The organism is Actinotignum schaalii, from assembly GCF_028864145.1.
In the GTDB taxonomy this organism is placed as follows: domain Bacteria; phylum Actinomycetota; class Actinomycetes; order Actinomycetales; family Actinomycetaceae; genus Actinotignum; species Actinotignum schaalii_B.
Genome location: NZ_JARBHJ010000016.1, coordinates 1 through 14,597, shown reverse-complemented (window position 1 = coordinate 14,597; position 14,597 = coordinate 1). Strand labels below are relative to the sequence as shown.

Annotated in this window: 6 protein-coding genes; 3 read left to right on the top strand and 3 right to left on the bottom strand. The window is 63.2% G+C overall.

Features of this window, described 5'->3' with window-relative positions:
- The first annotated feature begins 23 nt into the window (after window positions 1–23).
- Window positions 24–3,242: a VaFE repeat-containing surface-anchored protein gene (locus PWJ82_RS04650; protein WP_274735541.1), complete on the top strand. Its 3,219-nt coding sequence runs from the start codon at window positions 24–26 to the stop codon at window positions 3,240–3,242.
- A 121-nt stretch (window positions 3,243–3,363) separates the two neighbouring features.
- Here PWJ82_RS04650 and PWJ82_RS04645 read toward each other — a convergent pair whose 3' ends face one another.
- Both PWJ82_RS04645 and PWJ82_RS04640 read right to left on the bottom strand, forming a co-directional pair.
- Window positions 3,364–4,749, bottom strand: a complete 1,386-nt coding sequence (locus PWJ82_RS04645; RefSeq protein WP_274735540.1) for a type VII secretion protein EccB — start codon at window positions 4,747–4,749, stop codon at window positions 3,364–3,366.
- A complete protein-coding gene (locus PWJ82_RS04640; RefSeq protein WP_274735539.1) occupies window positions 4,743–6,182 on the bottom strand; it encodes a hypothetical protein in 1,440 nt (479 codons plus the stop codon). Before PWJ82_RS04640 ends, PWJ82_RS04645 begins: the two co-directional genes overlap by 7 nt.
- A gap of 308 nt (window positions 6,183–6,490) precedes the next feature.
- Between PWJ82_RS04640 and PWJ82_RS04635 the strand changes: the two genes are divergently transcribed.
- Complete coding sequence (locus PWJ82_RS04635; RefSeq protein WP_274735538.1) at window positions 6,491–10,267, top strand: FtsK/SpoIIIE domain-containing protein; 3,777 nt, start codon at window positions 6,491–6,493, stop codon at window positions 10,265–10,267.
- On the opposite strand, the gene PWJ82_RS04630 is transcribed toward PWJ82_RS04635, so the two are convergent.
- Entirely contained in the window at window positions 10,221–11,240 is a 1,020-nt protein-coding gene (locus tag PWJ82_RS04630) for an Fpg/Nei family DNA glycosylase (protein WP_274735537.1), read from the bottom strand. The two genes, PWJ82_RS04635 and PWJ82_RS04630, sit on opposite strands and share 47 nt — an antisense overlap.
- A 196-nt stretch (window positions 11,241–11,436) precedes the next feature.
- Here PWJ82_RS04630 and clpB point away from each other — a divergent pair, with 196 nt between their 5' ends.
- Window positions 11,437–14,064, top strand: a complete 2,628-nt coding sequence (gene clpB / locus PWJ82_RS04625) for an ATP-dependent chaperone ClpB (RefSeq protein ID WP_274735536.1) — start codon at window positions 11,437–11,439, stop codon at window positions 14,062–14,064.
- The last annotated feature ends 533 nt before the right edge of the window (window positions 14,065–14,597 follow it).

Below are 14,597 nucleotides of genomic sequence, written 5' to 3'. Positions count from 1 at the left end.
TCAGCATGCATAAAAATAATATTGTGAAAGGACTCGTATCCACCATGGCAATAACCACGGGCCCGAAACCCACCCCATATGTGATTCGGGTATGTCTTGCTTTTCTCATGGTGTTCGCTTTGGCGGGCGCCGGTCTTTTCGGCGGCGCCGGAGCGCGTGCCGATTGGGATCATTCTGTTGGCCGCGGCATCGAAATTAAAGGGGTGAATATTGTTGGCCACCTCCGCCTCGGGCCGCATTACGCGGAAACACAATCAATTAACGGGGTGGCGGTGGAGGGTTATCCCATTTGGTGTATCCAAGCGAAATATGCCGATCCCGGTCCCGGGGAGATGATCGATATTACGACCCTTACCGAATCCCGAGCGCTCGGCCCGGGAGAGTTGCAGCTGAGCACCCCGCAAATGGCCTGGCTGCTCAACCGCTATGAAGGAAATACCACGGACGACCTCAACCTAGCTGCGCTGAGCTACCTCATCCACGTTAATTTCGAAAAGGAATACCCGGGGCGTCCGGGGCGCGCTCAAGAGACCGTGAACGAGCTGGTGCAGGCGGTGCGTACCCAGCGTCCCGATATTGAGGAACGGGCCCAAAGCTACGTGCGGGAAGCGCGCGCCAGCGCCGCCGTCGGCTACGTGAGCGGAATCGTGGAAGGCGAAGGGGAGCGCAGCGGTGTTATCCGCGGTATTGGCGTGCACCCGGATAATTCCGAGGCGTGGCTGCCCGGGATCCCCGTGGCTATTACCCTCAGCGGCCCGGCAGTTTTTGACGCGAGCGGTAGCGCAACCTGGAGCGGGGTGACCGATAGCAAGCCGCTGGAGCTGGCGTGGTCGGCCACCGGGAATGGCCAGGTGAGCTATACGGCTGTTTTCGATACCCCGGTTCGCACCACCCTGACTATTTTCGGGGCCGATGGCACCGTTCAAGACACCATCACCTACGGCCACCGCCCGGTCAGCGATCCCCTCACCCGCAATGTCCCGGGGCGCACCTGGGAAGTTATTTATGATTTCCAGCCGCTGGGAACCTCGAAGGTAAGCACCCGCCCTATTAATACCGATGGCGTTATTCGCGATACTCTCACCACCGCCGTCAAGGAGGATTACGGGGACGGAAAATGGACCCAGGTGAAGGGGAAAAATGTGCCCGTCACCTACCGGGCCACCGCCTATTGGGCAGGGCGCACCTCCCCGCAACGCAGCGATACCGTCCCTGAAGGAGCCGAGGTTCTGGGATCGGTCACGGTCCAAGCTAAGGGCCCGGGGGAGACGCTCACCGCGGAACTTTCCACCCCCAAACGCGGTTTCGTCACCTGGGTGTGGGAGGTGCGTAAAAACGAGCAGGGGGAGAACTCCCGCTATATTCACGCGGACTGGGCTGATAGTTACGCCCTTCCGGAAGAAACCTCCCGGGAAGAATTCCCCTTCCGGCCTCTCGGGATATCCCACGTGGCCGATGCGAAAGTGGTAGATACCGGCACGGTCCTCAGCGATACTTTCGTGGCCCGCGCGGATGAGAATTTCCGAGATGGGGAGTGGAGCCGCCGCCCGGGAACCAATGGTTCTTTTGAAGACGGTCCCTTTATTCCGGTTACGTACCGGGCCACCGTGTGGTATGTGTCTCCCACGGCCATTCCCGAGCCGGGTGTGGTCCCGGCTAGCTCAGAAAAAATTGGCTCCGTGACAGTGGTGGCCGAAGGCCCGGGCCCGATCCGCGCAGAATTAAGCGAACCAGTGAGCAAACCTGGAATGTACACCTGGGTGTGGGAAGTCCTCGAGGAGGACCAACCAGCCGAGTTCGCACCCTGGATTGAGAGCGGCTGGTCGGATACTTTCGGGCTGGCCGATGAAACAACATCGGTGCGCTATCCCGGGAAGATTGATTCGGCTCTCTCGATTCGCCAAACGAAGTCCGGAACTTACCTGGTTGATGACGTCTGGGTGAGCGGCCTACCCGCCAACCATCCCGATTTCACCGGCGGAGCCGGATTTAGGGCTGATACTCAGACGTTAACCCACACTCTGCTCTTCTTCCCGGAAGGCCAGGCCGTAACCGATGAGAACCGCGCGGCCGCCCGCCAGATTGGGCAACCGGTGGTACTTCCCGCCCGCAACGGTTTCTACCCGAGTGTGGGCGATCCGTCCTGGATCATGGAGCAGGATCCGGCCGGGAAGAACCTGCCGGGTACTTACGTGGTGGTTTCCGATTTCGCGGGGGATGATCGGGCGGCTCCGCTGGCCACCAGCGTGACCGATGTGACCGAGCAGTTCACGGTGACCCGCGAACCGTCCCTTCACACCACCATGCACCATGAAGACACCCATATTGCGCCCAATACCGGTACCGTCACCCTGGTGGATACCGTGTCCTACCAGCACCTGATTCCCGGAAAGGAATACGAGGTCCACGGGGCACTCCTGGATCCGACCAGCGGCCAGCCGCTGCGCGATGCCAGCGGGAGCGCGCTCACCGGCACCAGCCGTTTCGTGCCCGAGCACCCCAACGGTAGCGTGGAGGTGGTTTTTGAGGTCGACGCCGCAACTCTGGCCGGCACCAAGGTGGTGACCACGGAAACTCTGCGCCAGGACGGCCGGGATATTGCGATCCATGCTGACCTGAAAGATACCAACCAGACGGTGACCTTCACACGCTTGGCCACCCGTGCCCGGGATGGCGCTGCGAGTGCTGCTGATCATGCCGGCGGCGATCAGACTCTGAGCGCCGTCGCGGATGCGGTGATTGTCGATGAGGTATGTGAACTCAGCGGAGCGCTTATCCCCGGGGAGGCCTACCGGATTGAAACGGCTGCCATGTTCCCCGATGGCACGCCGGTGCTCGGGAAGGACGGTGCCCCGGTACGCACAGTCAGCGATTTCATTCCCGGTTCGTCCAGCGAATGCGCCCGCATTAAGCTCGGCTTTGATGCGAGCGGCTTAGCTGGCCGCGAGGTGGTTCTATTCGAATGGGTGTACCTGGGCGACCGGCTCATTTCCGAGCACACCGATCCGCTCGATAGTGAACAAACGGTTCGTTTCGAAGAACCACCGGTACCTCCGACGACGCCGCCCGCTACGCCACCGGCCACCCCGCCCACCACTCCGCCGGCCACGCCCCCCGCGCCTCCGGAGCTGCAACGCACCGGTGCGGCGCTCGCGGGCTGGCTCCTGGCCGGGCTCACCGCGCTCGCCGGAGGCTTGACCTTGCGCTACCGGGCCAATTCCCGCTCCAGCGCCACCCGCTAAAGGCGGGGTAACCAGCTACCAACTATTCCAGACGTATGTCACTCACAGCCCGGGCCGGGGAGCAAGAATCTACACCCCGCCCCGGGCTTGTGCATGCGCGAAACGATGAGAACGCGGCGGATCATGGGCGATGTCGGGTGCAGGCAGCAATATCGGTTCGGGTAGTGCCCTGTGGATCGGTGCAGAGCGCATCCACGGAGAGAAGAGTGGCCGGATTGGGAAGGAGGATGCGCCAGGCGGGCGGGAGCTCAAGCGGAGTGATGTTTTCCCAGTTCGCGGCTCGGCGCAGCAGGTCAAGATCGGTGATGGCTACCGGGGTGCTTCCCTGGAGCAGGGTGGCACTCCCCGCATCCGTGCTGGCCACGAGCGCAGCACCAGCGTGCGATAGCGGGGATTCAGGTACGTGCACCAAGAACGAGTGTCCCGCGTGGAAAGCCGCGCATACCCGAGCGGAGCCGGGATCCGCGGTTTCGGTAGCCGCGCCGGCAGCCGGGTCGGTGAGCGCGGTGAGATCAGCGGGCCAGGCGGCTCCGGGGCCGGTTTCGCGGAAGTTCAGATGAGCACGAGCTGCCGGATCGAGGGCATACACTCGCGCTCGGGCACTTTGCTCGGAGAGTCGATACAGGTGGAACGCGGTGGGGGAGAGCGGTTCGAGCACGCCGCCCGAACTGATCTGGAACCAGGTGCGGGTGCCGGCACTGTCAGCAAAAGCAACCAGGTCACCGACCCGCGCCTCCCCGATACCGGGAAGATACCCGGCCGGCTCACCAACGGCGGGAACCTGGAGCGGCGTGAGAGGCGGCCCTTCCGCCCAGAGTTCCACCCACGCAGGTGGCGCCTCAAACACAGGTAAGCCCGGAAATTCACTACGGAAAGCCGCTTCTGGAATGTCCACCCGGTAGCGCTGGCCAGTAGCAATGAGCCACAAACTTCCCGGTGTTCGTACCAGCACCGCGCCCCGATAATCCGGGAGCGGAGCTGAGGCCGCCAGGGATAACGGCGTGGCCGTGCCCTGCATATTTTCTTTGTCGTCCTCCCGTGAAGCTGTAACAGTTGCGGGGCAAGCCACCAGCCACGGGTCACGCAGCTCGGCTGCGCTCGGTAAAGAATCGGGGGCGCCCGGAATTCCCACGGGCACCCCGCGCGGTACATCTGCGAGCCGCGAAGCTGGGAGCGCATGGGTTTCCAGCCCTTCGGGGTACAAAAGGTAAGCGGCAGCCAGGGTGGTGAGGGGATGGAGAATTCCACCGGAACTGAGATAGCGTGCCCCGCTATCCGTGGCGATCACAATCGCGCCATCTTCCCAACCGTCAGGAAGCTGCGGGGAGAGCACCCGCGCCGCACCGGTACCAGCCGCGGTTACGAGAGCAAGCCCAAGAGCTCCGGCTAGCCCAGCTAATCCGGGGCGGGGAGCTTCCTCATGAGCCGGCAGCCCCCACCATAACGCGCCCGCGATGCCGCGGCACCGGAAACGGCGGGAGCTCACAATAGTGCGCGCGTTTACCATGGGCTGACCGCAATAACTATCCCGACTCCGAGCAGCGCGGTGAGAGCCTGCTCAGCGATCTCTACCCGCTGGGTGAGAAGAAGCTGAGCCTCGGAACGCTCGCCGCGGTCCCGATCCTCGGTAGACTCCAGGATTTCCGAGGCTTCCCGGTGGCTCCCATACCCGAGGAAAAGAGCGGGAATACTCACCAGCGCTGGAGCTGCCAGGCATGCAAGAAGACCCGGTGCTGCGTACGTTGCCGGATTCCGCATGGCCAACACGCAGAGCTCCATAAAAAGAAGAAGAAAGAAGACAAGCCGAAGTACAAACGCGGCGTCGGCGCGCATAGTTATGGCACGCAGCCCGAGCACAGTTACTCCCGTGCAACATATGGCCGCGCTGAGAATATCCGGGCGGTAGGCCAGCGGTAGCAGCGCGGCGATCACGAAGACGGCGCCGGCTTCGCAGCCCAGGGCGCGCAGGACGAGGATGCGGGCCCAGTTTTCCGTACTGTGCTCCGCGGGTGATTCCGCTATACCGGTGGCGGGTATTTCCGGCGGGGGCGCGCTCAACCGCAAGACAAGCGGCGCAATCAGGCGGGTCGTGCAGACCAGGGCCACCACGATCACGAGGGCGGCCGGTTCGGCAAGCCGGGCGTCGAGCAGGGCGCTGCCACCCCAAGCCAGCAAAGCAAGTGCCCAGGGCAGCAGCATACTGCGGCTACCCGGCACGGGGACTACCATCCGGGCGAGCAGCGCGATGACGAGAAGAGCACAGCCGGCTGCTATCCCGCGTAGTCCCACGCCAGTTTCCGCCTCTGGTAATACCAGCGGGGCAGCCCGCCACCCGCAGGCGGCTCCCGCCCAGCCACTGGCTGCAAGCGGTGCTACCACCACCAGCTGTGCCCGTGCGCTCGCGCTCGGGCCTTCCCGCCTGCGAGCATGCGTCCAATTCATGGGGGCAAGACCGAGAAAAACGAGCGCAAGGCTGGCTAGCACAGGAAGTGCGAGCGCGTGGGGAAGCGGAGCCAGGGCGCTACATCCGGCCAGGCCCAGTCCTGCTACCGCAGCTGTTCCGGTAGCGCAGATACGGATCGTAGCCGGAGCAAGTTCGCCGCGCTCGGTCAGGGTGGAATGGCGGATACAGCTGAGAATCGGGTCGCTGCGCGGGGGCGTGTGCGGCGCGGGTCCGTCAATAAAAAGGCAGATTCCGGGGGAGAGCTGGTCGGCCGCCGGCAGGCTCGGATCCAGGCGTTTCCCGGTGGCGGTACGAACCGTCCAGCTGGGAGCCGCGAAATCCGGGGCGAGGAGGCGCAGCACCTCGGGAATGAGCGCGGTTAGTGAGAGCGAACTGGCCAGCTCGAATTCGTCGCGCCGGCCCGCGCAGTGCACGCAGACGGGAATCGTGGTATCCACCGGTCGCGCGCCGCGTATTCCTTCGAGCTCTCCGGCCATCTGCCCTCCTTTCTGCGCTGTTACTGATCCCGGCTATTCGCCTGCGTTCTCGCCACCTCGCACCCTCGCCCTCGGCACCCGGAAGCCTGCTCGCACGGCCGCAGGTGCGCGGGGTGAGGGCACGGTATCAAGAAGGCCGCAACCTGACCAGAGCTCATCCACAGGCCAGAGAGTTATCCACAAGCCCAGCTGGCCCGTTGCGAGAGAAGTGCGTCGTCGTACCGAAGCTGTGGATAGCACCTCGCCAAGAATCCATAGCCCCGCTAGGGTGTGCCGGAAGGAGAGCGCGCTCGCGGAAGGAGGAAGCCATGGAGGCCCTGTGTATTCCCGCGCCACCCGCGTGTTATCACGGCAGCGGGCAGAAAATGAATGCCGTCATGTTCCTCCCCGCGCTGCTATCCGTGGTGATGCTCGTGATTCTCACGTCCACTACCGGGCGCTCTCCCCACCTGCTTCTCCTCATGGGAACGCTCGGGGTTCTCATGCTCGCGCTCGCGCTGCTCAACGTGGGCCTGGGGCTGCGGCGTAACGCCGGGGAACGCGACGGCGCGCGGCGCGATTACCTCGCCGCCCTGGCCAGGTGCGAAGCCGAAGCCGAGCGCATACTGGAGGCTTGCGTTCGCGAGGAAACGCAACGCTATCCTGCCCCGCTTGTGCTCCCACTGCGCCTGGGCCGCAGCAAGCCAGCGCCGCCGGGACCGGTCCGGGTGGGGCAGGCGTTGCTCGCGCCGCCGTATACCGTCACGCTTGCGGAGGATCCACCCGGGGAGCGCGACGCCGCCGCCCGCCGGGCGCGGGACCGCTGTGCCACGGAGGTGCAGCGCCCGATTCCCGGCCCCGCACTCCTCGACCTGCCCTCGTATTCCACCGTGACGGTGGAGGGGGATGCGGCCTGGGCCTGGGCGCGGGCCCTCCTCTGCCAGCTCGCGGCGAGCATTACGCCTGGTGATCTCGCTATTACCCCGGGGGAGCACGTGCCCGCGGCCGAGGCGGGTTGGCTCAGTTGGCTGCCCCCGTACGCCGTCTCGGAGCCGGGGCTCGGAAAGGTCGTATACCTTATTATTAAGGGGTCTTTCGGGGAGCCTGATTGCCCAGGTTCCTCTTCCCACGTCACTTTGCATTTCCGGGAAAAATCCGAGCGTGAAAATCTACATCCGGAAAAACCTAGCCCGGTTGATCAACCTCGCACGCTCGCACGCGATTGGCTGGTGCAGCGCGAGCCGGGCCCGCTCCCCGAACCCGGCAGTCTCGTTGTGCTTGTGGATTATCCGGCCGGCGCCGAGCCAGCACATCTCAACCTCGCCGATAGTACCGGGGTGCGCCGGGGCATTCCCGATCTGCTCGACCTGGACGGGGCGGCTTATTGTGCCCGGGCGCTCTACCGGGCTCGCGGCTCGGCTTCGCAGGATTCCACCGGCGCGCAGGGTTTTGCGAAGCTGCTCGGATTGGCATCCCTCACGCCGCCTTCGCCAACTCACCGCACGGACTCCCCGCTGCGTGTGCCGCTCGGGCTCGATCCGCAAGGCGCCCCGGTGTGGCTCGATCTCAACGAGGCCGCGGCCGGTGGGATGGGCCCGCACGGTCTGCTCGTGGGCGCAACCGGCTCCGGGAAATCGGAGCTGTTGCGCACGCTCCTCCTCGGGCTTTGCCTCACACATTCACCCGAGCAACTCAACCTGGTTCTGATCGATTACAAGGGCGGGGCGAGTTTCCATCCTTTCGCCGAGCTGCCCCACACCGCGGCCCTGGTCACCAACCTGGAACGCGATACGTCCCTGAGCGAGCGCATGGAGGAAACCCTGCGCGGGGAAATGAACCGCCGCCAACACCTGCTTGCTGAGCATGGCCAGCACTCCCACCTGGGAGAATACGAGGCGGCGCGTGCTCGCGGTGCCCACAGCGGCCCGCGTCTTGCGCCACTCCTTATTATTATTGACGAATTCGCCGAGCTCCTCAGCGACCACCCCGATCTCATCGACACCATCGTGGCCATTGGGCGCCTGGGCCGCTCGCTCGGCATCCACCTGCTGCTCGCCACTCAACGCCTGGACGAAGGCCGGTTGCGCGGCCTGGATTCGCACCTGTCCTACCGGATCGCGCTGCGCACTTTTTCCGAGTACGAATCCCGCGCGGTGATCGGCACCCCGGATGCCGCCCACCTCCCGCCCCAGCCCGGTTGCGGTTTCCTTGCCTGCGGCGGCGCGCCGCATCGCTTCACCGGGTTTTATGTTTCTGCGCCGCTCGCGGCCCGCCCGGCTCAGGTTCCCGCGGTACGACGACGCAGCTCCGGGCCGCCAGCCACTCCTCCCATTAATGCCGTTCCCGGGCTGGGCGCTGTTCAGAACGGACCATCCGCACTCGCCGCGGCACTCGAACCCCTGCGGGGGATCGGGCCGCGGGCCCACCCGATTTGGTTGGAGCCGCTCACTTGCGCGCGTCACCTCACCGAGCTCATCGCGGTGCGTACCTCAGCCCGGTTTGGGATATATGCGCCGAGCCAGCGCGCCACCCCGCTCCGGCTCACGCTCGGCGAACGCGATCTTCCGCTACTCCAACGCCGCGAAGCGCTCCATATTGATCTCGCGGATTCTCATCTTTTGGTGCTCGGTGCACCGGGAGCAGGATGTGATGAAGCGCTGCGGACCATTGCCGGGGCCATCGCGCTGGGATTTACCCCGGCCGAAGCGCACTACGCCCTGTGCGATGCTTCGGGGGCGGAACTTACCGCGCTTATTAATGTGCCGCATATATGTTTCCGGGTAGATCATTCCGAGCCGGAGCGAATGCGCGCCGGATTGGTCGAGCTGAGGAACGTACTTCGCGCTCGCGAAGCCTCACGCAGCGGGGAAGCGCCCAGCTCTGATCCTTTCGGAGAAATATTTATTTTCCTGCGCGGTTGGTCGGCGCTACGGGCACGCCCTGAGGTGGACGAGGCCTTAACCGAACTCATCGAGCGCGGCCCGGCCAGCCGCATCCACATTATTACCACGGCAGCTCGCCCCACCGAGATCCCCGCGCACCTGCGCGATTTCTTCACTACCCGGCTGGAGCTGCGCCTGGCTGATCCCTATGACTCCCATGCCCCGCACCGGCGGGCCGCCACCGTGCCGGTGGGTTGCCCGGGCCGGGGGATAACTCCCGCCGGGGAACATTTTTTGCTCGCCACCACCCAGCCGCCCCCGGACTCACCCGGCCTCGGCAGGGGCGATCTCCTCGCCGAGATTCGCGCGGCTTGGTCCGGGCCGCCCGCACCCCAATTGTGGGAACTACCCGCCAACTTCACCTACCAGGAATTACTCGCAGGAGGAGGCCTCCACAAGCCTTCGCTACAGTCGCTGCAGCTGGGATTGAGCGCCCGGTATCGCGGGCCGGCCCTCCTCGATCTTGCCGCTACCGGGCACGCTCTTATTATTGGTGAGGCAGGTTCGGGAAAAACCGCGGTGCTGCGCCTCCTCGCCCGGCAATTCGCGCACGTATCCCCGCTCCCGCGGCTTTTCCTTATCGACCCGCATGGCCACTTGCGCACGTGCCTCCCGCCTGAACTCATCGCGGGAAGTTACCGCAGTGCCGCGCAGGCCCGGGCGGATATGGAAGCCCTCGCCCAGGTGCTCGCCGCTCGTCGCACCCAAGCGCACAGCATGGCGGATCGGCCCCACACTCCAGGCACAGCGGGCCGCATCGAGTCCGCATCGTCACCAGTTTCGTCACCCGTGCCGATTATTGTCATGGTGGATGATGCCGAGCTTCTCGATCCGCAAAGTTTTCCGCTCGCACCCCTCGCCGAGGTATTCGTGGATGCTGCGGAACTCGGGTGGCACCTTATCCTGGTCACCGCGGAACCGGCGCACCTCAGCCATCTCCCGCTGTGGCGGCGGCTCCTGGCCACCTCCCCGGCGGTCTTCCTGCTTTCCGGAGATTTTCGTTATCGCGGTGTGAGTTCCCGCCGTGATATTCCGGGCCGAGCCCAGCTCGTGATCGGCTCGGCAGTAGATACCGTACAGATTGCGTGGACCCCGCCTGCACCGAAAAACCCGCGGGCTAACGTTGGCAGCCCGGGCACCAGAAGAGGCGCCGCCCCGCCATGAGTTCCTCCCGGATAATTGCGCCGCAGCGCACGCACGGGCGGCCGGTGCGGTGATACACCGCGAAACGTGAGAGCTCCGGATCCCCTTCGGGAATCGGGTCGGGCTGGAATTCGGGCGGGATCGTCACAATAATCCCGGAATCCACATCGCGGCCCATGCACAGCACCAGGTCATCCCACAGCTCGCGATACCGGGATTCGGAAACTTTATTGGCCGGCCGCAGCGGGGAAATCCCGGTGCGCCACAAACAATCAGCCCGATAAATATTGCCCGGGCCCGCCACAACAGCCTGGTCCATCACCACCTGGCCGGCCGGGATTTTCCGGCGGCGCGCCCCGGCCACGAACCGCTGCCGGTCGCCCTCCTCATTGCGAATAGGATCGGGGCCGAGCCGCGCAATCACCCCCAGGACTTCCTCCCCGCTGAGAATCTCACAGCGGGCAGGGCCGGTGAGCTGGGCAACCGCCTCCGGCCCGGCGAGGCGCAAGCGAGTTGTCGGCGTCGTCGCCAATTCTCCCAGGACTTGAATATTGTCTTCCGGTAGACCATCGCGACCACCCGTAGGCGCGGCCTCCACCAGGCGCGTGGTGCCATCTTGCCCGCCATCAATGGTTTTGCGCATCCCCGAATCTTCGGTGGGGCTCACCCGAATCCCGGCGCCGTGCAAACCGGCCACCCCCGGCCCCGCAAAAGCCCATTTTCCGTAAAGGCCTAAATGAATATGGAGCCAGGTGGCCTGCGGGTCGCCAAGCTCAACGGCAGGAATACCACCCGCCGCGGCTTGTTCGGAAGTGGAAAGGAAAGGCCAGAAAAGATGCTTGCCCCAGGCGTGGGCCCGCCCGGCGCGCAATCCGTCCAGCAGGGCCGCACCTTCAGCGAAACGCCCCTGCGGGGAACTGGCGGCCACGGCGTCCCCGCCAAAAAGCGCCGTGAGAATACGTCCGTGACGATGAATAGCGTGACCTTCCGGCACCGCTCCTCCTCCATTCGGTATGCAATTCATCCAGTATAGGCGGACGGGTTTGGGTGCGTCGCTTGCAGGGGTAAGGAGAACAACGCAATTAGCACATCTTCTAACTTGAGTGGAATAGACTCAAGAAAGCTTGCGTTGCTATGAGTGGATCGGCGAAGTGGTGAACAGGTAGCCGCCGCCGATGTAAGGAGTTGTCATGGATAAACTAACAACGAAGTCGCAGGAAGCTTTGGCGCAGGCCATTCGCACGGCGACGGATGCGGGCAATCCCCAGGTGGAGCCGGTGCATCTCTTGAGCGCTTTGCTCGCCCAGGAAGGTGGGATTGCTCTTGCCCTGCTCGAAGCGGTGGGGGCTAATCGGGTGGAGATCGCGGAGCGAGTATCCGGGGCGCTGGCTTCGCTGCCGCGTTCGGCGGGGGATTCGGTGCAAAATCCCGGGGCTTCGCGCCCGCTCTCGCGGGTGATTTCGGAGGCCGGCAAGGAAGCAACCAGCTTGGGGGATGCCTATATTTCTACCGAGCATCTCCTCATGGCGATTGCGGCTTCGCAGTCCCAGGCGGGGGAGATCCTCCGGAACGCGGGTGCCTCGCATGAGGCGCTGCGGGCTACCCTGCCGCGCGTACGCACCTCGAAGGTGGATAGCGCGGATCCGGAAGGCACATTCCAGGCACTGGAGAAATACGGTCAGGATCTCACCGCGATGGCTCGGGAAGGGAAAATGGATCCGGTGATCGGCCGCGATAGCGAAATTCGCCGCGTGGTCCAGGTCCTTTCTCGGCGTACCAAGAATAATCCGGTGCTTATCGGGGAACCGGGTGTTGGGAAAACCGCCGTTGTGGAGGGGCTGGCGCAGCGCATGGTCAATGGCGATGTTCCGGAATCTTTGCGTGGTAAGCGGTTGATCCAATTGGATGTGGCCGCGATGGTGGCCGGTGCAAAATACCGCGGTGAATTCGAAGAACGCTTCAAGGCTGTCCTAAATGAGATTCGGGAGGCCGCGGGTGAAATCGTTACCTTCATTGATGAGATCCACACTATCGTGGGGGCCGGTGGAGGTTCCGAAGGTGCTATGGATGCCGGAAATATGCTCAAGCCGATGCTCGCGCGCGGGGAATTGCGACTCATTGGTGCTACCACCCTGGATGAGTACCGCGAAAATATTGAGAAGGATCCGGCTTTGGAGCGCCGTTTCCAGCAGATTTTCGTGGGTGAACCCTCGGTGGAAGACACCATCACAATTTTGCGTGGTATCGCCCCGAAATACGAGGCGCACCATAAAGTAACAATTACGGATGGTGCTCTTGTTGCCGCGGCGCAGTTGTCGAATCGGTATATTACCGGCCGTCAGCTTCCCGATAAGGCCATTGATCTTATTGACGAAGCGGCTTCCCGCCTGCGCATGGAATTGGATTCTTCCCCGGAGGAAATCGACGTGTTGCAACGCCAGGTGGATCGCCTCACCATGGAGGAATCCTATCTTTCTGAAACTCAGGACGACGACGCAGCTACCGCCGACCGCCTAGAAACCATCCGTGCGGAATTGGCGGATCGCAAAGAAGAATTAGCTGCCCTGACCGATCGGTGGGAAAATGAGAAGGCCGGGCGCAACCGGGTGGGTGATTTGCGGGTCAAGCTTGATGAGCTGCGCACCGAGTTTGAGTTAGCGGTCCGCGAGGGCCGGTATGAGGATGCCGGGCGGCTCCAAAATGGTGATATTCCGGAGGTGGAACGCCAGATCGCGGCGGCGGAAGCTGCCGAAGCGGATAGCCAGGCTCGCGATCATGAACCGATGATTGCCGAACGGGTCGATTCTGAGGAAGTCGCCGAAGTGGTGGCGGCCTGGACAGGCGTGCCGGTGGGTAAACTCATGCAGGGCGAAACGGAGAAACTCCTCCATATGGAAGAGGAAATCGGGCATCGCCTTATTGGCCAGCAGGACGCGGTGCGGGCGGTTTCTGATGCGGTGCGCCGTTCGCGTGCCGGGGTGCAGGATCCGAACCGGCCCGATGGTTCTTTCCTCTTCCTCGGGCCTACGGGTGTGGGGAAAACGGAATTGGCAAAGTCGCTGGCGGACTTTATGTTCGACGACGAGCGCGCCATGGTGCGTATCGATATGTCGGAGTACGCCGAAAAGCACTCGGTTTCGCGGCTGGTCGGGGCACCTCCGGGATACGTGGGTTATGAGGAAGGTGGCCAGCTCACCGAAGCGGTGCGGCGGCGGCCTTACTCGGTGATTCTGCTTGATGAAGTGGAAAAGGCTCACCCGGATGTGTTTGATATTCTGCTCCAGGTTTTGGACGACGGGCGCCTCACGGACGGCCAGGGCCGCACCGTGGACTTCCGCAATACCCTCCTCATTTTGACCTCGAATTTGGGTTCTCAGGCTTTGGCTGATCCCACCATGGATGCGGCGGCCCAATATGACACGGTCATGGCTGCGGTGCGGGGGCACTTCAAGCCGGAGTTCCTCAACCGCTTGGATGACGTGATTGTTTTCCATCCGCTGAGCATGGAGGAAATCGGCAAGATTGTGGATCTGCAAATCACGCAGCTGGAGCAGCGGCTGGGTGAGCGGCGTATGCACCTGGATGTGAGCCCGGCGGCGCGCGATTACCTGACGATGGACGGATACGATCCGGCCTACGGGGCTCGCCCGCTACGCCGGCTTATCCAGCGGGAGATCGGTGACCAGCTAGCTCGCATGATCCTCGCCGGTGACGCTCATGACGGGGATACCATCCGGGTGGATACCCAGGAAAATACCACGGCCAGTAGTGGGACTTTGGGCCGTAGCTATGCCCTGCGACTCAGCACTGAATCCTAATAACTAAATCGCCCTACCTACGTCCGGGGTGTGCCGAAGCGGCACACCCCGGACGTTCTGTTTCCGTGAAGTGTGGTAGCGGCAACGCCATTGAGTGAGATATTGCGACAGATGCGCCGTTATCTGCGATGTTGGTGCACGCGATGTGGTTGCCGACATTTAGTGGTGTCAAAGTATTGACAGATCGTCACGACGTCTTTTAGCGTAGCTTTAACGGCGCTTATCCGAGCGCCGTCAAGGGTCAGAAGTCCCAACCTTTCAACGGTGAAAAGGAGGCAGATCATGAAGACTATCCGGAAAGTAGGTGCTGCATTCGCGGCAACATTGCTATCAATCGTGGCGTTTATGCCATCGGCCAGTGCTATCCAGGTGGGTGGCTACAAGAAGTGCAACTTCAACCAGGCTCATGTTGGGGTGTATGCGGGTTGCGTCCGTTAGTGTGGTGTATCTGTATCCCGCGGTGATCCTCGTGTCGGCATGCACAAAGGCGACCATCGCGGGTACCTTTCGAATCAACTCTTACCTATCCTCGA

Bases quoted from the DNA above. Each gene is read 5' to 3' on its own strand.
- PWJ82_RS04645 (WP_274735540.1), bottom strand. From the start codon at position 4,749: ATGGTAAACGCGCGCACTATTGTGAGCTCCCGCCGTTTCCGGTGCCGC.
- PWJ82_RS04640 (WP_274735539.1), bottom strand. From the start codon at position 6,182: ATGGCCGGAGAGCTCGAAGGAATACGCGGCGCGCGACCGGTGGATACC.
- PWJ82_RS04635 (WP_274735538.1), top strand. From the start codon at position 6,491: ATGGAGGCCCTGTGTATTCCCGCGCCACCCGCGTGTTATCACGGCAGC.
- clpB (WP_274735536.1), top strand. From the start codon at position 11,437: ATGGATAAACTAACAACGAAGTCGCAGGAAGCTTTGGCGCAGGCCATT.